General features: G+C 34.8%; 21 protein-coding genes and 2 pseudogenes. 5 read left to right on the top strand and 18 right to left on the bottom strand.

Annotated elements, in window-relative coordinates:
• Position 1: 1 nt before the first annotated feature.
• The 9 genes and pseudogenes from AC6CHR_RS21635 to AC6CHR_RS21595 all read right to left on the bottom strand — a co-directional run bounded on the left by AC6CHR_RS21635 (position 2) and on the right by AC6CHR_RS21595 (position 9,558).
• A complete protein-coding gene (locus AC6CHR_RS21635) occupies positions 2–1,849 on the bottom strand; it encodes a sensor histidine kinase (protein WP_498251108.1) in 1,848 nt (615 codons plus the stop codon).
• Between the two features lie 103 nt (positions 1,850–1,952).
• Complete coding sequence (locus AC6CHR_RS21630; protein WP_498251159.1) at positions 1,953–3,557, bottom strand: type 2 periplasmic-binding domain-containing protein; 1,605 nt, start codon at positions 3,555–3,557, stop codon at positions 1,953–1,955.
• 117 nt (positions 3,558–3,674) lie between these two features.
• The gene (locus tag AC6CHR_RS21625; protein WP_498251107.1) at positions 3,675–4,565 is read right to left on the bottom strand and encodes a carbohydrate ABC transporter permease; all 891 of its coding nucleotides are present in this window, start codon (positions 4,563–4,565) and stop codon (positions 3,675–3,677) included.
• 103 nt (positions 4,566–4,668) lie between these two features.
• Complete coding sequence (locus AC6CHR_RS21620; RefSeq protein ID WP_498251158.1) at positions 4,669–5,565, bottom strand: ABC transporter permease; 897 nt, start codon at positions 5,563–5,565, stop codon at positions 4,669–4,671.
• 883 nt (positions 5,566–6,448) lie between these two features.
• A complete protein-coding gene (locus tag AC6CHR_RS21615) occupies positions 6,449–7,267 on the bottom strand; it encodes a CPBP family intramembrane glutamic endopeptidase (RefSeq protein ID WP_498251106.1) in 819 nt (272 codons plus the stop codon).
• Positions 7,268–7,687: 420 nt separating this feature from the next.
• Entirely contained in the window at positions 7,688–7,843 is a 156-nt protein-coding gene (locus AC6CHR_RS21610) for a hypothetical protein (protein ID WP_498251105.1), read from the bottom strand.
• 108 nt (positions 7,844–7,951) lie between these two features.
• Positions 7,952–8,176, bottom strand: a pseudogene (locus AC6CHR_RS21605) (NUDIX hydrolase); the annotation flags it as partial.
• Positions 8,177–8,326: 150 nt separating this feature from the next.
• Positions 8,327–8,836, bottom strand: coding sequence for a MepB family protein (locus tag AC6CHR_RS21600; RefSeq protein ID WP_498251104.1), 510 nt, complete (start codon positions 8,834–8,836; stop codon positions 8,327–8,329).
• A 182-nt stretch (positions 8,837–9,018) separates the two neighbouring features.
• Positions 9,019–9,558, bottom strand: a complete 540-nt coding sequence (locus AC6CHR_RS21595; protein ID WP_498251103.1) for a hypothetical protein — start codon at positions 9,556–9,558, stop codon at positions 9,019–9,021.
• Between the two features lie 328 nt (positions 9,559–9,886).
• On the opposite strand from AC6CHR_RS21595, the pseudogene AC6CHR_RS21590 reads away from it, so the two are divergent.
• Positions 9,887–10,089, top strand: a pseudogene (locus AC6CHR_RS21590) (IS110 family RNA-guided transposase); the annotation flags it as partial.
• Positions 10,090–10,277: 188 nt separating this feature from the next.
• Here AC6CHR_RS21590 and AC6CHR_RS21585 read toward each other — a convergent pair.
• The 6 genes from AC6CHR_RS21585 to AC6CHR_RS21560 all read right to left on the bottom strand — a co-directional run bounded on the left by AC6CHR_RS21585 (position 10,278) and on the right by AC6CHR_RS21560 (position 15,401).
• Entirely contained in the window at positions 10,278–10,652 is a 375-nt protein-coding gene (locus AC6CHR_RS21585; protein WP_498251102.1) for an STAS/SEC14 domain-containing protein, read from the bottom strand.
• Between the two features lie 555 nt (positions 10,653–11,207).
• On the bottom strand, positions 11,208–11,960 hold the full coding sequence (locus tag AC6CHR_RS21580; protein ID WP_498251100.1) for a tyrosine-protein phosphatase: 753 nt from the start codon (positions 11,958–11,960) through the stop codon (positions 11,208–11,210).
• Between the two features lie 47 nt (positions 11,961–12,007).
• Positions 12,008–12,802 carry a PhnE/PtxC family ABC transporter permease gene (locus AC6CHR_RS21575; RefSeq protein WP_498251099.1) on the bottom strand — a complete coding sequence of 265 codons (795 nt, stop codon included), beginning with the start codon at positions 12,800–12,802 and terminating at the stop codon, positions 12,008–12,010.
• Between the two features lie 24 nt (positions 12,803–12,826).
• Complete coding sequence (phnE, locus tag AC6CHR_RS21570; RefSeq protein ID WP_498251098.1) at positions 12,827–13,624, bottom strand: phosphonate ABC transporter, permease protein PhnE; 798 nt, start codon at positions 13,622–13,624, stop codon at positions 12,827–12,829.
• Positions 13,621–14,469 (bottom strand): phosphonate ABC transporter ATP-binding protein, encoded by an 849-nt coding sequence (gene phnC, locus AC6CHR_RS21565; protein WP_498251097.1) that lies wholly within the window; start codon positions 14,467–14,469, stop codon positions 13,621–13,623. The genes phnE and phnC overlap by 4 nt, the downstream gene beginning before the upstream one ends.
• A 5-nt stretch (positions 14,470–14,474) precedes the next feature.
• Positions 14,475–15,401: a phosphate/phosphite/phosphonate ABC transporter substrate-binding protein gene (locus AC6CHR_RS21560; RefSeq protein ID WP_498251096.1), complete on the bottom strand. Its 927-nt coding sequence runs from the start codon at positions 15,399–15,401 to the stop codon at positions 14,475–14,477.
• 510 nt (positions 15,402–15,911) lie between these two features.
• Here AC6CHR_RS21560 and AC6CHR_RS21555 point away from each other — a divergent pair.
• Positions 15,912–16,559 carry a GntR family transcriptional regulator gene (locus tag AC6CHR_RS21555; RefSeq protein WP_498251094.1) on the top strand — a complete coding sequence of 216 codons (648 nt, stop codon included), beginning with the start codon at positions 15,912–15,914 and terminating at the stop codon, positions 16,557–16,559.
• A 373-nt stretch (positions 16,560–16,932) separates the two neighbouring features.
• Here AC6CHR_RS21555 and AC6CHR_RS21550 read toward each other — a convergent pair whose 3' ends face one another.
• Positions 16,933–17,862, bottom strand: a complete 930-nt coding sequence (locus AC6CHR_RS21550) for a DUF3231 family protein (RefSeq protein ID WP_498251093.1) — start codon at positions 17,860–17,862, stop codon at positions 16,933–16,935.
• Positions 17,863–18,269: 407 nt separating this feature from the next.
• Here AC6CHR_RS21550 and AC6CHR_RS21545 point away from each other — a divergent pair, with 407 nt between their 5' ends.
• The 3 genes from AC6CHR_RS21545 to AC6CHR_RS21535 all read left to right on the top strand — a co-directional run bounded on the left by AC6CHR_RS21545 (position 18,270) and on the right by AC6CHR_RS21535 (position 19,576).
• A complete protein-coding gene (locus tag AC6CHR_RS21545; protein ID WP_498251091.1) occupies positions 18,270–18,584 on the top strand; it encodes an ArsR/SmtB family transcription factor in 315 nt (104 codons plus the stop codon).
• Between the two features lie 83 nt (positions 18,585–18,667).
• Complete coding sequence (locus tag AC6CHR_RS21540; RefSeq protein ID WP_498251156.1) at positions 18,668–19,096, top strand: DMT family transporter; 429 nt, start codon at positions 18,668–18,670, stop codon at positions 19,094–19,096.
• Positions 19,097–19,108: 12 nt separating this feature from the next.
• The gene (locus AC6CHR_RS21535; protein WP_498251089.1) at positions 19,109–19,576 is read left to right on the top strand and encodes a DMT family transporter; all 468 of its coding nucleotides are present in this window, start codon (positions 19,109–19,111) and stop codon (positions 19,574–19,576) included.
• Between the two features lie 128 nt (positions 19,577–19,704).
• Here AC6CHR_RS21535 and AC6CHR_RS21530 read toward each other — a convergent pair whose 3' ends face one another.
• Entirely contained in the window at positions 19,705–19,926 is a 222-nt protein-coding gene (locus tag AC6CHR_RS21530; protein ID WP_498251088.1) for a YdbC family protein, read from the bottom strand.
• Between the two features lie 301 nt (positions 19,927–20,227).
• Positions 20,228–21,160 carry a class A beta-lactamase gene (bla, locus tag AC6CHR_RS21525; protein WP_498251087.1) on the bottom strand — a complete coding sequence of 311 codons (933 nt, stop codon included), beginning with the start codon at positions 21,158–21,160 and terminating at the stop codon, positions 20,228–20,230.
• Positions 21,161–21,164: the final 4 nt, after the last annotated feature.

The raw sequence follows: 21,164 nt of genomic DNA, 5'->3' as shown, positions 1-21,164 counted from the left end.
CTTAATACGGTATTGTCAAAGTTACCTTCGTATATTCACCCAGCTTACTATCAATGGTTAGGTCAGATTGATCTCCATAATGTAAATGTAACCTTTGGTAAACATTTCGAAGTCCTACTCCATGGCCGTTATAGTCAGAAATCGATTCATTCATTTCTAAAAATTCATCATGATCAAGCTGTATCATCTCTCTTACGATTTTAAGCCTTTCCTGTGAAATCCCCATCCCATTGTCTATTATTTCGACCATCATCTGTTGTTCTAGTTCGATGCCAGTTATTTTAATTTCACCTTGATTTACTAATTGATCTGGAGACAATCCATATTTTGATGCATTTTCAATCAGTGGTTGTAGCATCATTTTTAATATTTCTTTACGAAGTAGGTCAGGTGGTATATCGATTGTTAAGTTGATTTTATCTTCATATCGTAAGTTTAATAGAGAAACAAAATGAGCGATATGAGTAATCTCATCTCCTAACGGAACATAATTATTAGACCACTTTAAATTATATCTCATCATCCCACCAAGCGATGTGATCGCATCCGATATTTCGTATTTTTCATCGATCTCAGCCATCATCTTGATATTCTCAAGAGTATTATAGAGAAAGTGTGAATCAATTTGCGTTTTTAATGCATGTAATTCCGCTACTTTTGTTGCCGTCTTTTTGTTGACCCCATCTGCAATCAAACCATTTATTTTCACCATCATTCTTTGAAACTGATAAGCTAACTCTTCTACTTCACTAGTACCTTTCACCTCTATTTGAATGTCTAAATCTCCCTCTTCCACTTTTTTCATCGAATAAACGAGCTGTTTCAACCGTTTTAGAATAAACGAAATAATAAAGAAGGTGATAATTGATAAAAAGGAAATAATTAACCCACCTACTAAAATGACAATACTCCTAGTCTGTTTAATATCTTTATAGACTTCCTCAAGTGAAATAACATTTACGAGATACGAATCAAGTTGTTCAAGATATGTATACACAACTAAATACGGTGTTTCTTGATTCGTAAAATGAAAGGAACTCTGTTTATCTGTTCGATTCGCTTTAAATTGTTTGATAATATCGTTCATCTCTAATTGCTGGTTTCCTAGAAACGTATTTTGTGAATTTGTAAACGCATTCATTTCCTTATCTAAAACGAGTAATTCGGAATGTCCGTCTTGAATGTTACTATACATTTTCGAAAAAAAGTGTTCAAATAACATAACAATTTCAAGTACCCCTAGGTATTCTCCATTGTCATAGGTTATCTTTCGAAATAGTGAGATCTTCGGTTCCTGACTTTTATCAGTAAATAGGTTTACTATTTCTCCGCTTTCCCTTTGTCCAAAATGCCAGTTTTCTACTTCATTTGAATCGATAACGCTTTCGTACCATTCTGTTTCTTTTATTCTTTCTTCAAAAAATACAACTGGCCAAAACTCAGCTAAGTTGTGGTTATTGATATAAAAGCGAATATGATCGATACTAGGATTACTAAACTGTATCTTAACTAATTCCGGAACCGTTTCCAAATTATAATTCATCAACTCTTCAATACTAGGTTCTTCGTTTCTTTTTGTAAAATCAATGAATTTTTGATTGGAGGCCGCCATTTCTGCGGTTCGTCGCATCGTCTCAATTTGATGGACAATGTTGTTCTTTTCTAACTCTAGTAAATGTTCATTATCTTTCACGATTCGATCAATCGAATTTTCATACATTTCTTTAAAAAACGAATAGGTAAAAATAAGTACTGGAATGAGTAGAATAAGTATATACGTTAAGACTAATTGTTGTTGTAACGATAAATCTTTAAATTTTATGATCATCAAGCGAATCTTCTTTTTCAAGACAACACTTCCATCTTAAATTGATACAATTATCATACTATATAATTCAATCGCATATAACCCAGTTTTATCCTTCAAACTGGGTTATATGCTGACTAAACAGCTATTTCAGATTAAGTTTTTCGATATTTTCTTCATATTTCTTTTGCTGGTATTTGATCACTTTATCGTAGCCAAATTCATCACGTTTCGCTATAAATTCATCTAGGATTTTATCAAACTCGTTATCTGACTTAGCTAATAGCAACTTAGGAAGTGTTTGTCCCCATGATTGAGCAATTTTCGATTGTGAGATTCCTTCTTCAGACGTTCCTGTTGGGTTGATCCCGTCGAATTGTGCAAAGCTCTTAGTCTTTCCTTTTGTCCAATCTTCCATTTGCTTAAATGGTGCGACACCAGGTGGAGCCCATTGTAGTGTCATATTCGTATCCATTAACATCCAGAATGTATGAGATGCCCCAAATTTTTTGTCAAATGCGGTACGATCAGATTGCAACAAATCGACCACTTCTGGCTTGAATTGGTCTTTTCCATCTATCGTATCCCATGTTGTTCCTTTTGGTCCTAAGTACGTGTCTTTTTGCCCTTCTTCACTTATGAGATAACTCATGAAACGAATAGCTCTTGCTTTGTCCTTTACATTTTTTGAGATAAGTGTAACCGTCCAGCCTGAAATACCAGGTCCTGCAAGTGTTGGCTCATCACCCTTTGTATTCTTAGGTCCCTCGACTGCGATATAAACGGAATTAGGATCATTATTGTGCAATACATTTTGTGGAGCCGTTAAATCACTACGTTGGTACATCATCGCAAAATATCGACCTTGGGCAATTTTCTCTTCCATTTGCGGACGTTTATCGATAAAGATATCTTTAGAAAGCAAACCATCTGCATTAGCTTTACGGAACGTTTTTAACCATTGAATGTATTCAGGATCACTCGTGCGGTCATATAATTCTCCGTCTTTTTCCATTGGTATCGCTAAGAAGTTTTGCAAATATCCTTCGAATGAATAGTTCCCCGTTTCGCCAAATTCATGGGTACCGAACGGGATTAACGGTTGACCATTTACTTCTGGAAACTTTTCCTTAGCTGCGGTTATCGCCTGTAAAAATCCTTCTGGAGTTGACATGTCTGGACTACCTATTGCTTCATACATATCTTTTCGTACTAAAAATGTTTGATTGGATGTCATTTGATCTTTATATTGTTCAACCTCTGCGGGTGATGAAGAGGCATTAGGATACTCATATACATTTCCATTTTCCTGTGTATACCAGGAAATCTTTGCAGGGTCTGTCACCTTAAAAAAGTATGGATCATATTGATCTGCTAATTCGTTTAAAGGATGAACAAGTTCTCCTTCAATGATCTGTTTAACAGCGTCATCATCCCATTGTAGTGTGATAAAGTCCGGCAACTCACCAGAGGCAATCATTGTATTCATTTTTTCACTTTCATTTCCTGCTGGAGCAATAAAGTTAATATCAACGCCAGTTTTTTCAGTAATATATTTCGATGTTGCATCTTCTCCCCATTTTGAAGCATACCAAGCAAAGTTCATATACCAATCAAAGGTAATCGGTGAGGTATCCTCTTTCCATCCTGGATCATCCTTCGTTAGTTTTGTCCCATCATCTTTTGTTGCAGGTGCCGAACTCTCTTCTTTCTCTGAACAACCAGCAAATAGAAACAGCAGCGCAGTCATTACGAACAGATACGTTAACCTTTTCGAACTTTTTAAATGGACCATTTGAGATTTCCCCCTTATTATTTTATATCTCATCTTCATCTTTGAAGAATAGACACCATTGTTCGATATTCTTTAGCCTTTAATCGAACCAATCATCATTCCCTTTACAAAATATTTCTGAAGGAACGGATAAACAAGGACGATCGGTAAGGTTGTAACGACCATTGTTGCTAGTTTGATTGATTCAGATGTTACTGATTTATTGGCAATACCACCAGGAGCATTGGCCATCATTTGATTTGAACTAGATTCTGCGACCACTTTATATAAATAGGTTTGAATCGGCTGCAGATCAGCGTTGTTTGTATAGATCATTCCGGTAAAGTAGTCATTCCATTGATACACCCCATGAAACAAGGCAATCGTTGCGACAACCGGCAGAGAAACAGGTAAAATGACGCGAAGAAAAATGGTGAAATCATTGGCCCCGTCTATTTTAGCCGCTTCCTCTAATGAAGTCGGTATCTGTCTAAAGAAGGCTACAAAGATGATTAAATCAAAGAAGTTGAACATCGCCGGCAAAATATAAACGAAGAAATTATCGAACAACCCAAGTTCTCGATAAAGGAGAAATGTAGGTATAAGTCCGCCATTAAAAAACATCGTGATTAACCCGAATATCATATAATACTTCTTACCCACTAGATCATTTCGTGAGAGCGCATAGGCAACCATTGCTGTGAAAAAAACATGGATCGCTGTACCAATCACTGTTTTGCTCACGGTTACAAAAAAGGATTGCAGGATACCAGAGTTTGAAAAAACAGCTTTATAGTTATCTAAACTAAACTCTCTTGGCCACCAAAAGATTCCTCCTTGCATCGCGTCCATACCATCATTAAATGAATTCACAATCACATACCAAATTGGATAGATGGTAATGACGCATATAATCACCATGATCAACACATTGATATGATCAAAAATGAATTCACCCTTTGTCCGATTCTTCAAGAGATTCAACGGTCATCCCTCCTTTTTAATAAAAGGCTGTATTCGCAAAGTTTGTTTTTTTATCGTCATAAGACCTTCTTTACTTATTTAGCCTATCTTCGTGCTCTAGAGCCTAATATAATGAGGTTCCATCTATTTTCTTGGTAACTTTGTTTGCGATAATAAGTAAAATAACAGCAATAACAGATTTAATGAGTCCGACAGCTGTAGCATAAGAATACCTTGCATTTTGGATACCTGTCGTATATACATAGATATCTGCTACATTACTTGCACTAGCATTCAATGAATTTCGTAATACTAAAATTTGGTCGAAGTTAGAATTTAAAACACCACTGACAGCTAAAATAAATAGAATCGAAATCGTTGGTCTAATCGCCGGTAATGTTATGTACCACATATTTTGTATTTTACTTGCGCCATCCATCTTTGCCGCCTCATATAAAGCCGGATCAATTCCTGCTATTGCCGCTAAATAAATAATTGCTGACCACCCTAACTCCTTCCAAATATCAGAGATGATTACAATGCCCCAGAAATACTTAGGATCAGCTAAAAAATTGATCGGGTCCTTCAACACTCCAATACTAAGTAAGATTTCATTAATTAATCCAGTATCTGATAACCAAGTTGTCAAAATCCCACCTAAAATAACCCATGATAAGAAGTGAGGCAAATAAGTAATGGTCTGTACAGCTTTCTTTAATCGTAATGAAATTAATTCATTTAAAAAAAGAGCGAAAATAATTGGAAGTGGAAACCCGATGAATAGCTTAATCAAACTAATACCAAGTGTGTTTTTTACTACATTCCAAAGATTTTCATCCTGAATAAATTCTTTGAAATGAGCTAAGCCTACCCATGGTGCTTCAGCAATGGTATGAATCACACTGTATTGTTTAAAGGCAATAATTACTCCAAACATTGGAATGTAATTAAAGATCAACATCCATAAAACACCGACCAATGCCATTATTTGAAGATACTTTTGTGTTGACATTTTTTTCAGATTTGATCTAAAGACACTTTCTTTTTTTACTGGTTGTAAAAGCGCTACCTTCGAATTAACATCTGGTGTTTTCACTTTTCTCCCCCCCAAATCCTAGCTAGTCATATTCTCTAGTACTTACAGTTTAATGAATCGCCAACAACTATGTAAGTACTTACATTTTGGTTTAGGTGCTATTTTTTTAGGTTTGGGTATAGGGTGTATTCCTTGTTTATCAGATACACAAAATATCAAAAATTCCTATCGTTCCTCAAATCAATTCGCCTAATCTTAATTACTGGAAATGGTGGATGAATTCTACGTACAGTGTAAAGGATACTAGGAAAGACGATGATTTTTATTGATGAAATTACGTTTCCGTTGTCTATATAACAACACTATCCACTCACATCGTCAGATCTTTCTATTATTTATGGTGAAATAGAATAAAAGCTCGATAACACAATACGGGGATAAAGCAAAAGTCCTGGTGAACATATGGGGCGTTTCAGGAAGGGAGAAAAGGAAATACCTCGTTCGCATCTTCAAATTTTTATTTAGAAAATCCATCTTCAACTATCCTACTTCTCAGGCCACCGCTTGAGTGGCACCAAGATATGAAACGTTTTCTATGAAGAGTGTGTATTTATCTAATTCAACACGAATGACATTACCTTTTTCGAAAAAAGATTTTATAAATGATCTAAACATAGAAATAAGCTCCTTTCACTATTACCATACTCATTTCTATTACTATTCCCCTATCGTTCGCACAACAAGAGCTGTCAAAATAGACAGTTCTGATCTTCAAGTATTGCACCTGTTGTTACTTTAAGTACATGACTTCACATAATCAATTTCATCCAATTTCATCTGAATTGAATAACGTATAGTTTTTACAGTATTACAACATAGACTCTTTTTTACGCCAGTTGTGTTTTGGATAAATGAATGATAAAGCAGTTGCTCCCATAGCACTGGGGAATAAAATAAAGGCGAAAAATTGAAGTGTAAAGAATCCACTCACCTCAAAGTGGTTATGGATGGAGTTTAAAATTTGTGTTGCGGTCATTATTGCTACGTGGAAACCGATGGATGTCCACACATTCCCTGATACCGCCCTAAAATAACCTAGAATAAAGGCAAAGCCAGGAAGAAATTGAAGCTGTTCTACGGAATACATGGCCCCTATAAAAAAAGCAAATAGTGAAAACAGAAGTGATTGTAAGATTAGTGTAATCCAATGAGGAAATAATACATTTAAGTAACGATATATATAACCTCTAAAGATAAGTTCTTCTGGTAATGCTTCTATAAAAAATACGGTTATGAATAAAATTAAAATACTCATCAATAAATAATTCAAATCTGTATGTAGTGTTATTTCAACCCATCCAAATATTAAACAAATATATATACCAATAGATGCAGGGATCGTCCAGAGAAAAAGGCCTAAAAGAAATGAAAAGATATTCGTTTTAATAGATGCTTGCCCAAGTTGTTTCCACGAAACCATGTCAATCCTACGTACAAATTCTATGAGACTAACGGTTAATATAGTAGTAATTACAGCAATAAAGAAGTGAATTATTCGACTATATTCTTCTCCCACATACATGCCATTAAGGTAGCTTATAAAGTTCCAAATGATGATACTTATTATCATTACAACTGCAATTTTCATCAATATATTTTTCATTTTAAATGGAGTCTTTCCAACCAATCTATTCAACTCCCGACTTATTAAATTGTATTTTATATATTGTGCTAAATGGACATTGCATTTGCATTAGTCGAGCAGTTTTATAGCAGTAAAACAAAGATTATATGAATCACCCTTATATCGTCGCTGCCCCACAGAGCATGAAAATATGTCGAACTGTCCATACTGATTCTTAATCCAGTCAATCCAATCCATAGTCATTAATTGCCGCTCACTCTATTTTTTTAAACGAAAGGGATGGGTCTTCTTTGATGTTGTCATTTTTCGGAGTTATAGACGTTTATTTTCATAGTAGTTCAATAAGAATATGCATTACTCCTTCTTGGTGATGCACCAGTTCCTTTAAGTACTTTATTCACAATATTCTTCGTTAATCAAACCAAAAAAGACGATACTGTTAAAGAATCGAACTCATTTAGACTAGTTAAATATATTCTTGATTAAACGAATCATCATTCTTGGTATCAACATTAAAATGTTCCAAACTAATTCAAATAAGATTGACTCCCGAATTTCATTAAGTATGTCTTTAAAAATGCCGCCCTGACCATTCTTTTTCCCTTTCCTGACTTTCATCCTCTATCTCCTAATAACTTAGTATTTACTATTATGACTCGAATTTCTAAAAAACTATTTCGATCATCCTACCAATTAGCACAACAAGAGCTGTCAAAATGCTCATCATCCCTTTTCCTTAAAGAATGCTTCATTTACTGCTACAACATTTTCAATTTCAATTGTTAAACCTGTTTCCTCCTTAGTCTCAAGGATAACTGCCTGTCCGAGAGTTTCTCCTTTTTTAACTGCACCACCAGGAAGAGACCAACTGCGCCCTTTGTTATTAACCATCAGGATTTCTTCCTTATCTTCGTTATAAAATAATGCATATGCGACATCTACTCTTATCATATTTTACTATCACTCTTGGTTTTATAATTGGTTTGAATGTCCAAATTATAACAAAATGAGCTGTCGTAACAACTCCACTGATAAACTCAAGTACCCGATAGTTTAATTGTAATTTTTCACAAACTATTAGCGAGCTTAGTTCTATCTCATTTAGTTAGAATATAGCTTTACTAGTTCTTGTAATGGTAAATGATTTGATTTATCCAATTCAACAAAATATTCTAATTGCCATTTCTGTGTTTCGATAGCCTGTTTGCTAGTTGGTTTTTCCCATCTGGGGTAAACTCTAATTGCCATTTTCCCTTTTGTAGTAGCTGTTTTAAGGATATTTTGTTTTACAAGAACTTCTTTTGGAAAAACAAATTGGCCAAAACTATTTTTACTAGTAAAGATATTGATAACCAATAAATCAGTAGCCTTTGCATATGAAAAGGCTTGGTTTTTATGATTCCTATCTTTTTCCCAAAAAGCAACAAACTGTCCTAACTTAGTAGGTGTTTCCTTTGCGACTCTAAATCTAACCGACTTCGAATTTAGTTGAAATATACCCGCCCCATAATCTGAATTTTGAGCTTCTTCTCGGATAGCTTTTATAATGAAGTGATTTGGTTCATAAAAATTTTTATTTACATATGTTAACGCCTTATAAAATTCATTCACTACTGTTACCCCTTAATTTTTATACTATTATATCCATTGCCTCTCAAATCAAGATTATCCTAATTTAACACAATGTCCAAATATAGTAATTGAATGATCCTGCCCCTTAAGTTAAAGAACAATATAGAAAAAAGGTTACCGTAGCAACCCTTTATTTTCTTAAACACTTGCACCCCGTTAGATTAAGAAGGAATAAGGAGTCTCCAATATTCCCATGCTTTGAGGTAAGCATTCAAATCGTGTGGATGGATCTTTACACAAATTCCGATACGTGTATATAACTGGACCACTACTTCTTCTATAAGCCTTGATTTTTCATTCGATACATTATTAAGCAATGAAGAAGACGCAAGTAGTGTTTCTAGATCCAAATCATCTGGAGAGGAACAGAAAGCATAAGTGAAGTCGTAAATTACAGGTCCAATAATGGGTGAAGGATCAATTATTCCATTTAAAAAAGAATTGTTAAAAACGAAATTGTGAACACCTGTGTCGCCGTGAAGTAAGTATTTTTCATCTTTGTTTTCATCTTTTCCTATTTGATCAACAAATGATTTAACTTTGAAATAATCTTCAATAGGCAGTAAATCACCTATATTTATATACGCAGATTCCAAACTTATTGTATTGAATTCATACCAGGTTTGTCTCGGTATCCCTAACCTACCCCATTCTGCTGCCGGATCGTATCTTTTGTAATGATTGAATAGTTCTTTTACCAAAGTAGTCATCCAGTTAATTTTGGAACCACGATTGTTGTGTGTTGTTCCTACTATAAAAGAATACACAATAAATTTCTTATCAGGATCTGTGTAAAGTAGTTTAGGTAACAAACTAACATTCTGGTAAGCTTGAAGAAATTGTATTACAAAATCTATCTGTTTTGGGTAATCAAGCTTCAGAACGTATATGGGTGTACTTAAAACTCCCTTTCAACAAGAAACTGCATTACCCCATCTTGAAGGAATGTATTGATTTAATTTCGACTTTAAAAAATTAATGCCTAAGAGAATATATATCGCTCTATAACTCTAAGGAGGAAGCTCTTATATGAAGTTTAAAATGCAAGGGACAAACAAAATCAACTAATTGAAAGAATTTCCGATAACCATCTTTTTGTAGGTATAGATATTGCTCAACAAACAGATGTGGTTCGAGCTGTAAATGATTGTGGTATTGTGGGTGACGAACCTCTATCTTTTGAAAATAACGAAGTTGGCTTTGCGAGATTACTAGAATGGATATACCAGTTATACCTAGCAACAATGTGTCTTGTGATAAACAAATCCTGAATTCAAAGAAATTCTTGCACACAATGTCAAAGTGAAAAAAATGAAATCTATCATGAAGCTAATTGGTCAGTTTGCAAGAATGCTAGTAGGAATTGTCAGAAGTAACGAATCCTATTGTGCGGAAAAAGTATACCCTTTGGCACCATAAGTTAATTATAATTAGAAAGCCATTCAACTATTTGATTATAGTTACTAGAGAAAAATACATTGTCCTTAGTATTTGACTGTTTAAGGTGATTTAAAATATCACCTTCTTCAATTAAAAATGCAACTGAAATAATATTGTTTAGTATTGGTTCAGAGAAAAATTTATCTTTCCATAATTTTTGAACATTAAAATGTTCTGGAGTGTAACCTTTTCTGTTTACTAACAATTTATACTTTTTGCCACTTTTTATAAATGTTTGGCAAGTATCCTCCAATTCTTTAAACCATAGATTTACGTCATCGGTTGTGACAAAACCCGTCAAATTAGTAATAATTATATCACCGGATACTAAAGTACTAGTATTTTTAACAATCAAAAAATCATCTCCTTGTTATTAGTAAAAACTAGATCATTGTAATAAACATAAGACTTAATGTTTATTGCGTAATTCAGATAAACACCTCAAATAAACTATTATTTTTTCATGTTAGTCCTATTCTCCAAACCCTTTCACCTTTAAATGATTGGATACCTCATATATCAAATCCAAAAAAGTGATCAATGGTATGTTCAGGTTCTATTTTTTTAACCTATTTACTAACTGTTAATCATTCTATATTAAGTCATTTTTTTCCTGCTAATGATGTCGATAAAAATAAAGTATCTTGATTTTAGTTGAACAACGAAAAATACAAACGATTGAAGCTGCAATCCTTGGTATTCTTTCGCTTTGCTCCCATTTAGCATTTACTTCAGGAAATTCCACATTTACAACGTTTAGAAAATTCAAAAATAAAAAATACCTAATTTCTCAGTGTTGTAAAAGAGAAATTAGGCTTTCATTACTTCATAAAAACAATAATACTACTGAGTTAATCGAGGCATCCAATGATAAATGCATTAAACACCTCTAGCTTTTTACATTTGGACGTCAATGTGAGACAACCGCTTCACCCAAACTAAAAAGTCGTCCTTTTACTTGATCGATCATACCTTGCCCCACTCCTTTGGCAATTAGAAAATGATCGAAGCTATGATAGGTGTCTAAAATGTGATCATAAGCTCTTAAAATATATTCTCTATTGGAGTATAAAAGCTCCTTTGGAATATTTTCATACTCACCGTTTAACTGGTGTAGGGATTCTAAGTTTGTGTAGGTGACTTCATAGTTTGTGACAATATCCTTTTTATCTACTCCTGCTAAGCCTAACAGCAACATCGCTAAGATCCCTGTCCGGTCTTTTCCGGCCTGGCAATGAAAGACGATGCAGCCTTCCTCCGCCTGTCCAATCGTTTCAATGATCTTCTTCACCAAATCGTTTTGTTCTAATAACTCAACATAGAAGTCTCCCATGAAAACTCTACTTAAAGTTTCTGTAAGATCTGATACTTGATGATTAATAAACGGAATATTATGATATTTGCAAAAAACTTCTTCCGCAAGCGGGTTTTTATGAAGAGCAATTTCATCTTCACCGCGTAGATCAATGACCGTTTTCACTCCGTATTCTTTTAAAAAGACCATGTCCTCCCGAGTGAGCTTGCTCATATCACTTGACCGTAAAAAGGTGTGCCACTTTGTTTGTTGGCCATATTCGGTATTGTACCCACCTAACTCTCGACAATTTTCAAGACTATCAATCGGCAAGCGTACCCAATTTAATTTCGCATTTTTCATCGACATAGTATCCTCCTAATAAACCGTTCCATCAGTTGATTTTATTTTTGAAATCAGCTGTTGCCAAATTTAATCCTATTTTTAATGTTTGTCATCGCGAGTTCAATCCCAAACATAAGCAAACAAATCATCACAATGATTGTCGTTGTTTGTGGATAATTATACGTATTAATCGCTTGTGTCAATAAGAGACCAATCCCGCCGACCCCAATGATTCCTAAGCTAATTGATTCAGATACATTGGATTCAAAGCGAACTGTAATCCAAGCAACAAATGAAGTAATGCAGAGTGGGATCAATCCGTGATAGATAATATTAAACCAAGAGGCCCCTGTTGATCTCATCGCTTCAATTATTTCACTACCGGTATCTTCAATACTCCCTGTAAACGTTTTGGTTAGATAGCCGACTGCGGGAAACAACATCGCGATAAATCCAGATGTATTACCAAAACCTAGACTTGCAATCACCATTAATCCCCAAACAAGTGAAGGAACAGCACGAATGATCGCGAAGAAACCTTTGATAATGATGGATAAAAATCGATTTGGCGTAATATTGGATGCTGCTAAAAAACTCAATAGCATAGATAAAAGAACAGCCACAACCAATGTCAAAAAAGCCAACGTTAAACTTGTGACAATATCCAACATGGCTTTGGGAACAATCGAGAAATCAAGTGCCATCATATTGCTTAAGACACCTGGAACATTCTCTAACCTCTCATAAAACTTTTGTAAATCAAAATTAATAAGATTTAAAGCTCCAATAAACACTGCTCCTAATATAAGGACAAGAAGAATCGGTTTGACGACACTTCCCTTTGAAGTAACTCGAATGTGCTCCATTATGTATTCAATCCCTTATTTAAATTATACAAATCGCTTACGAATCGAATTAGTTACTGTTTCTGTTAATAGTATTATGGTGACAACCACTGCAATAATGGATAGAGCTTCTTCGTATTTAAACAAATTAATATTTGTATCAATTAGAACACCTATTCCACCCGCACCAACAAGACCTAATACTACGGACGCTCGGACATTAATTTCAAACGTAAACAACGTCCAATTGATCCAAGCAGGAACGAATTGGGGGATGACACCGTGAAATAAGATTTGAAAATAAGAAGAGCCATTCGCTCTTAATGCTTCGAGCTTGTCTCCCGAAATTTCATCAATTGATTCCGCATAACTTTTACTTAAAAAGCCAATGGTCACGAGAATCAATGCTAATACGCCAACAATCCCGCCTAGACCAAATATATAAACCAATAAGGCTCCCCAGATAATAAAAGGAATATTTCGCAAAACTGATACAAAACCGCGGCAGATCACCCGTAATGGTTTGTATTTATTCGTATTTTCCGAGATTAAGATTCCAAAAACAAATGCAATAATCGTAGAAATATAGGTAGAGATGACAGCATAACCAATCGTATAAACTACAGTGGGAATATACTGCTTTAAATTCTCCATGTTCGGAGGAAAAAACTTTTCAAAGAAAAAGAGAACAAAGTTTGGCAAACCGACTATCATCTCTATAATAGAAATGTCTAAATAATAAACTGAAAAAATCAGAACGGCCAAAATTGCTATCACAATCGCAAGAGTTACTTTGGGATCTTTTTGATCGAGCGGGATCTTATGTAGAACTTTATTAGTCATCGTTTTTGCCCCGCTGCCAATTGCATGGCTTGATTTCCTTGATTTTCTATCGAATTATTCACCACATGTCCCTTTTCATCCTTGAGGGTCATTTGTGATTCTTTACCTTCATATATATATCGAACCATTTCATCTGATAATTGGGATGGAGTCCCGTCAAAAACGACCTTCCCTTTTTTAATGCCGATAATCCTTGATGCATACTTTTTTGCGTACTCCACCTGATGGAGATTCACAATACAGGTTAATTTCTTTTCAGAAGAAACCATATGAAGCTGCTGCATCACGATATTGGCAGACAATGGGTCTAGTGATGCAATCGGTTCATCCGCTAGTAACAGTTTTGGTCTCTGCAAGATCGCACGACAGATGCCAACACGCTGCATTTGTCCCCCAGAAAGCTCATCGGCTCGTTTATAGATTTGGTCTTTAAGCCCCACTTTTTCAAGAATATCAACCGCTTCTTTTTTATCTTCATGGGGGTAGAGTCCGAACAAACTCTTGTATAACGGAGTGTTACTTAATCGTCCATGGAGAACGTTTTTAATCACATTCGTTCGTCCTACCAAGTTATAATGCTGAAAGATCATTCCAATTTTGGAACGTTCTTTCCTCAATTTTCGGCCACCTAATTTCTCTAAATGCTGTTCATCGAATATAATTTCTCCTCCTGATGGATCCACTAGACGATTGATACATCGGATAAGCGTTGACTTTCCTGCACCAGATGGACCAATGACAACAATAAATTCACCTGGGTAGAAATCTAAAGAAATTCCATCCAACGCACGTGTATCTTTTCCGTATACCTTGACTAAATGTTTGATTGTTAATAAGGGATTCATGATTTTTATTCTTCCTCCAAAGCATTAATGGCAGCAAGCACTTCGATCGCTAGATCATAATAATCTGGTTCCGTAGCTACAAAACGAGCCTCTGGATCCTCATGGACGGCTTCAAAGTAAGCTTCATCTTCAAATGATACAAAGGCTTCCCTTAAGACCTTTTTAAAATCTTCAGGTAAATCTTCGCGTACAATATAAGTAGCATCAGGGATGTCCTTTGTACGTCCGATAACTTTAATGTCATCTTCCTTAATGGTACCCGCTTCAATCATACTATCAATCTGACTAGCAGCCGCTGCCGCTGCGTCGAAATCACCCATTTTCACACCCATGACACTATTTGGATGGGATTCAGAAAATGTAACATTTTCAAAAAAATAGTCTGACTGCTCGACTAATTCTGGATCTAAGTCAAACTCTTGAACCAAAGTTCCCTTTGGATAAAGATAGCCTGAAGAAGAAGCTGCATTAACAAACGCAAAGTTCTTTCCTTTTAAATCTTCCATATTGTTAATATCCTCATTATCTCCTTGAGTGATAAAGGCAGTATAGTAGTTATTTTTTTCTGATTGAGGTGTAACCAATAATTCCGCTCCTGCTAGCTTGTTTGCTTGATAATAGCTCATTGGACTAGCAAGCATAATATCTAAGTTCCCACTGGCAAGTGCTTCTATACCTACTGCGTAACTGCCACCTTCGTATTCTTTCACTTCAACTCCTAATTCCTCCGATAGGTGTTCTCGTAACGAAGTATGCATGGAAGCTGCTTTTGGGTTGTTTTCATTTGGCATTTGTACCAAAGAAATTTCTTTCGGCCATACATTGTTTCCTGTATCAGAAGAAGCGGACGTTTTTACACTCCCTTCATTCCCACACGCTGTAAGAGTGGATACAAGTCCTATCGTTAAAAAGAATGTTGATAATTTATTCATGATATTAGTAGTCTCCTTTTCTAATAAGCTAAATTCCTTTTCTTTCCTTGCCTGTCCTAAACACCATTGCTAGCAAGATGTAAAATCTATTAAAAAGTTCATATCAGCTTGTAAAGCATCTGATTGCTTTTACGATCACCACCTTAAAATCGATAGAGATTCATTATCTCCTTCATCGGTATTCAGCTTGTATACAACTAATATACAAACGGATTATTAAGGAAATATAGTAGCTATGTAAATCTTTATTAATAAAACGTAAAATAGGAATCTGAGGTCATCGTATTAAATGACTAAAATTGTAAAATTTTCTCTCACATATAGTTTTCTTTTGAAATACAACTTGTGTACAACTAAAATAGTGGTAAGATTTCAATAGATGATTCATTTAAAGTTTTTCATACCATTTACGTGGTAGATTAAAGTTCTTAATAGATCTAGAGAACTAATTTTTATTTTCATTACGACTAAATTGAATCATTTTCAAATTTGTGGAAAGGAAAACAACGTATGCCCTCTATATCATTAGCTAATAAAGCTTATCAAGAAATTCGTAAGAGAATCATATTTGGTGACTATCTACCAGGTGAGGTTCTATCAGAAAACGGACTTTCTAAGGAATTAGAAATGAGCAGAACACCGATACGAGATGCTTTACATCGATTGGACTCAGAAGGTTTTATTGTTACAGTGAAAAACCGCGGAATTTTTGTAAAGGAAATTACCTACAGAGAGATGTTTGAAATAATGGAATTGAATCATTGTATGAATGGTTACGCTGCTGAATTGGCAGCAAATGGGGTTGCCTCTTTTAATTTAGATAAACTTCAATTGCATCTAAAAAATCAACTTAAGGCAAGCGAAGACGACAATTATATTGAATATGTCCAGCAATCCATCTTATTTGGACGTTGTTTGATTGAAACATCGAATAATCAAATGATGTTGAAGACATACGACTCCTTTCGCGACAAGACGTTACGACTTGGCATCGTAAATTGGAAATTAAGTCCTCAGGAAAAGCACTATTCTGCCAACCTAGTAAATTCCCAAATCTACGATGCAATCGTCTTAAAAGAATATGAAAAAATCAAAAATATTCAAAAGGATTATTATTTACATACTCGTGAACGGTTTATAACAAAAGGAACGATTTAATGAAGAAAGTGTGTGTGGTGAACTTATTAAAAGGTATGGAGAGTACTTTAGCTGAGTAAGACTCAATTCTGGCTAAATCTTATCTTACCCATAGAATCTTCCAAGCGTAGTGACAAAATGCCTGCACTAACTTCCAATAGGATCTAAGTTATCAGGCGGTTACTCGTCTCCATTAATTACTCCTTTCACTGTATGTATATCATGTTTCACAGAATTATCAATCCCTCTTCAATTTTGTATATATAGATTAGGAAACGTGGAAAAATGCTATTAGCTACTTTATCATCCAAATTATAATGAAGAAGAGGTTTCTCAAAAATTCCCAAGGATTACACCATTGCACCAAAATTTATTTTTCCATAGAGTAAAAAATTTAAAGATCCATTTTCGGTGGTTCCTCAAGCCATCCATTAGCTATCATGAGCATAGCACCTTCTCGTGTGTATTCTAGTACATCTTTAGCCTGTACCCCTAATTTTGCATTGCGCAGATTGAAACCGGAGCTAAATCCTTGACCTCCAAGACTAAAACCACCCAAAAGATATGTACAAAACATCATCAGCTTTTCAGAAAATGGGGCTATGGTTGAACTAGTAACCGTGCCTATCGTTGTGGCAGGTGGTTGAATATTATTTTGCAGAAGGATGTCCCCATCTGTTCTTAAATTTTCTTTCGAAAGCTCTTTTCCCTTTGTGAAATATTTTTTCACTTCTTCATCCTTGGAACATTGAGCAAAGCCACCCATTAATTGCATACCGGTAATATTGGTTTCAATCGCATGATATAATAATCCAAACTCAACAGTATTTATTGGTCGTTTATGCCCCAAAATATTAGTACCTTTCATGTATTTCTTGTCAGTTATATAATCAATCGACTTTGGCATGGTGACATATGTAGGGCGAGGTAGAAGCGATTTTTCAAGAAGATATTGTGTAAATTGATTATAATAGGACTGCGTGATGGCAGTAAGTTGGTTATAAAATATTATAATATCCTCACGATAAGAGGTAGTCATATGAACTACATACATTCCTGTACTGATTTCCTTTAATACTCGACTGAACATAATATCAAACCCATTTCCCCATAACTTTGGTGCTTCCAGATTAACATCTTCTTTAGTGAATCCTTTTGGACATGCTGCTCCTTCATTTTCAAGCATAGCCTTTAGTTCGATAACCTTTGGTTGAAGTTGTTGCCATAAACCTGACATGAGATTTTTGGCTCTTTCATCATCTGCTTTCTCAATAAAGTACTCCAGCATGCGCAAAATCATTGTTTTTTTTGATATGTCATCCATAATGCACCGAGTTCAGTTGAACTCATTTTAGGTTTATCATTCATGTTGTTTTCCTCCACGGTTACTTTTTTTGTATCTTTTCCCTCTCAGGAGAAAATATTCATGTTGAATAATTCATTCATTTATAAAATGTTTATGAAGCCCAAACATAAAAAAGCATAATTTCTCGGTGTTGTAAGTGAGAAATTATGCTTTCGTTACTTCATCAAAGGATCTTTTGTTGTAGGTTTAAAATAAAGTTTGATCATATCAGTAATCATTCTTTTACTAAAGCACCATTTCTTTTAGTTTAAGTACACCTCTTCACAAACTCATTTAAATAATTGGAATAGCACGAAAGGTTTATAATTATATTTTGTTCTTTCATTTAAATTTGACATATCGAGAAAATTCGATATAATATCCTTATGGAACCTATCGATGTATTTAAAGCATTATCTAATGAAACTCGGCTTAACATCTTACTGTGGTTAAAAGAACCGGAGAAGCACTTCCCTAAACAAGGTGCTCACCTGCCAAAGGAGGTTAGTTATAAAGGTGGAGTATGTGTTGGGGATATACAAGAAAAAGCTAAAACTTCTCAATCTACGGTGTCCCACTACTTAAATTTGATGCAGAAAGCCGGATTGCTCGAATCTGTTCGTTATGGTAAGTGGACTTATTATAGAAGAGATGAGGAAGTCATTCGTCAGATTGGTGAATATTTTAAAACGGAAATCTAGTTATCATGATTTTCGTTATTTTTTCTTTTGTTATATCGATAATTCTAGATATATAAATATAAAATGTTAGGAGTATTTAAATGATGCGTTATATTGCATATATATTTGCTTTATTAGCAGGAGTAGCCCTTAGTTTTGAAGGAGCTATTTATGGTGAACTAGGTAAAACAATAGGTCAGCTGGAAACCAGTTTTTATAATTTTTTTATGGGCGCAATTATTCTTGGTTTACTATGGTTATTTTTTGGTAAAGGCAAGATTTCACATGTGGTTGAAGCACCGAAGTGGACACTCCTTGGAGGTGCTTTAGGAGTTGTGTATTTAACAGCAATAGTAATTAGTGTTCCATTTGTCGGTGTTGGTATAACTATGGTTGCTGTCATTATTGGTCAATTAGCCATGAGTATGGTTATAGAACATTATGGTTGGCTCGGGAGTAAAAAAGCGAGAATTAATAAAGAAAAGATATTTGCTGTTATTTCAATGATTATAGCACTTATTTTAGTTAACTAGGAGGTCTTAAAGATGGGTATATTTATGATTCTATTCACTTTACTTGGCGGTATCACATTGAGCGCACAATCTGCTATTAATGGTACATTTAGTCGTAAGGCAGGAACAATTGAAACGACATTTTTAACCTTTATAACTGGCACTATGTTTTTAGCTATCGTTATTCTCTTCTTTGGTCAAGGTGATATATTTGCCATCTTAAAGGTACCGGTTTGGCAATTAAGTGCGGTATTTTTAGGAGTGCTATTCTTACTCTTTAACGTCTTTGCAGTTACAAAAATTGGTGTTATTGCAACTAGTATTACTGTTATCATCGGACAACTAGTTATTGGGGTCGTAATTGACCACTTTGGCTGGTTTAATAGTTTGGTTATCCCTCTTGATATGAAACGTTGGTTTGCATTGCTATTTATGATCGTTGCTCTTTATTTTATCTATAAAGGAAATAAACGCCCACATGAAGAAGCAAATGCACAATAATTAACTAATTTAAATTGCTCCAACAATTAATAACGTTGGAGCAATTTTTGCGTTAAACAGGATTTTTTATCAAGCTGTTTCAGACTGCTCTCAACTATTTATATATGGATAAAGATGACTCAATAACTCTATAAATCCATTCCATTTAAGATTTTCTTTAATTGAACTAACTCTTCCCTTGAAAGAGTTACACCTTTTCCCATTTTTTCATTTGCCTGATCCCAATCACGTAAATCATATTTTGGATCACGATCATTCCAACTAATCAGATTGAGTTCCTTCTTCCACCCTTTTGCTCCCTCCGAAATAGTTCCTAGCTTTTCTTTAATTTCAAATTTTAAATTTGCCAAAATAAATAACTCCTTATAAGTAGATTTCTACCATTTTTATATCATTTTCTCATAGAATATTGACCTGGAAAAGGAAATCTAATAAGTTATTTTAGATTTATTCTCAAATACTAATTTCGAAATTAAAAAACTACTATTATCACCAAACTGCAACTAAATGTATTTTTGAATATTTCTAAATAATTTGGAGTAGCGAAACTAGGCCTTATAAACAATTAAACCCTTGAAAGGCATAATCGCCAATCAAGGGTTTTGATTTCTATTACTTTAAAGTAGGTAACTTTTTTAATACGATATCCTCCTACTTGTGGTCACCATTAAGTATTTCGATAACTTCCTCTGTTGCCTCTGCAATAAGCTTGTCGTTATGAGCAGCGTCCTTTATACCGCGACTAGAAAGGATGGCAAGCACAATTGGGTCTCCACTCGGTGGCCAAATGATCGCAATGTCATTTCGAGTACCATATGATGCTGATCCAGTTTTATCGCCAACTTCCCAACCTTCTGGTACACCCGCACGAATTAATGCATCTCCGGTGGTGTTTCTTTTAAGCCAATCGATTAACAACGTTCGTTTTTCTAGTGGTAGTATGTCTCCAATTGTGAAGGCCTGGAGGCTCGTAGCAAGCGCTTTTGGTGTGCTAGTATCATGAGTTTCTCCTGGTTCTACTTCGTTTAACGCTGGCTCAATTCGCACAGGATTGGTAATTTGATCACCAATCTCCCTAAGAGATTTTTTAAGCCCAGCAGGTCCACCTATTTGCTCAAATATGAGGTTATCAGCAGTATTGTCACTATATCTAAGTGACGCATCGCTAAGCTCCTTAAGTGTCATTCCTGTTTCGATATGCTTTTCTGTGATCGGATTATAATTGACAAGATCTTCACTCGTGTAGGTAATTCTTTCGTTAAGATCTTCTATTGACTTTTGTTGTAACAATACACCTACAGCTAAAGCTTTATGAGTAGATGCATATGCAAAACGCTCATCTGAACGATATTCTACCGTTTGGTTTGTACCTGTGTCTAGTGCAAAGACGCCAAGTCTAGCATCATATTCCTCCTCAAGTTTGGCAAAATCGGCTGTCATTTTGGTTTCTTGATTTTTTGGTTTAGATTGAGCAGCTTGACTGTTTTCACCTGAACAACCGACTAGCGTTACAAATGAGAGAAGAAGTACCGGTACAAGTTTTTTAAATTTAAAAGTAGTGAACAATGTGTTAGTTGTTTTCATATAA

Source organism: Metabacillus sp. GQ13, assembly GCF_059758525.1.
Note: the sequence above shows the minus strand (reverse complement) of the source record. Positions and strands in the feature narration are given on the sequence as shown.

Bases quoted from the DNA above. Each gene is read 5' to 3' on its own strand.
- AC6CHR_RS21540 (WP_498251156.1), top strand. From the start codon at position 18,668: ATGCGTTATATTGCATATATATTTGCTTTATTAGCAGGAGTAGCCCTT.
- AC6CHR_RS21610 (WP_498251105.1), bottom strand. From the start codon at position 7,843: ATGAAAGTCAGGAAAGGGAAAAAGAATGGTCAGGGCGGCATTTTTAAA.
- phnC (WP_498251097.1), bottom strand. From the start codon at position 14,469: ATGAATCCCTTATTAACAATCAAACATTTAGTCAAGGTATACGGAAAA.
- phnE (WP_498251098.1), bottom strand. From the start codon at position 13,624: ATGACTAATAAAGTTCTACATAAGATCCCGCTCGATCAAAAAGATCCC.
- AC6CHR_RS21555 (WP_498251094.1), top strand. From the start codon at position 15,912: ATGCCCTCTATATCATTAGCTAATAAAGCTTATCAAGAAATTCGTAAG.
- AC6CHR_RS21560 (WP_498251096.1), bottom strand. From the start codon at position 15,401: ATGAATAAATTATCAACATTCTTTTTAACGATAGGACTTGTATCCACT.
- bla (WP_498251087.1), bottom strand. From the start codon at position 21,160: ATGAAAACAACTAACACATTGTTCACTACTTTTAAATTTAAAAAACTT.
- AC6CHR_RS21550 (WP_498251093.1), bottom strand. From the start codon at position 17,862: ATGGATGACATATCAAAAAAAACAATGATTTTGCGCATGCTGGAGTAC.
- AC6CHR_RS21630 (WP_498251159.1), bottom strand. From the start codon at position 3,557: ATGACTGCGCTGCTGTTTCTATTTGCTGGTTGTTCAGAGAAAGAAGAG.
- AC6CHR_RS21545 (WP_498251091.1), top strand. From the start codon at position 18,270: ATGGAACCTATCGATGTATTTAAAGCATTATCTAATGAAACTCGGCTT.
- AC6CHR_RS21580 (WP_498251100.1), bottom strand. From the start codon at position 11,960: ATGTCGATGAAAAATGCGAAATTAAATTGGGTACGCTTGCCGATTGAT.
- AC6CHR_RS21535 (WP_498251089.1), top strand. From the start codon at position 19,109: ATGGGTATATTTATGATTCTATTCACTTTACTTGGCGGTATCACATTG.
- AC6CHR_RS21575 (WP_498251099.1), bottom strand. From the start codon at position 12,802: ATGGAGCACATTCGAGTTACTTCAAAGGGAAGTGTCGTCAAACCGATT.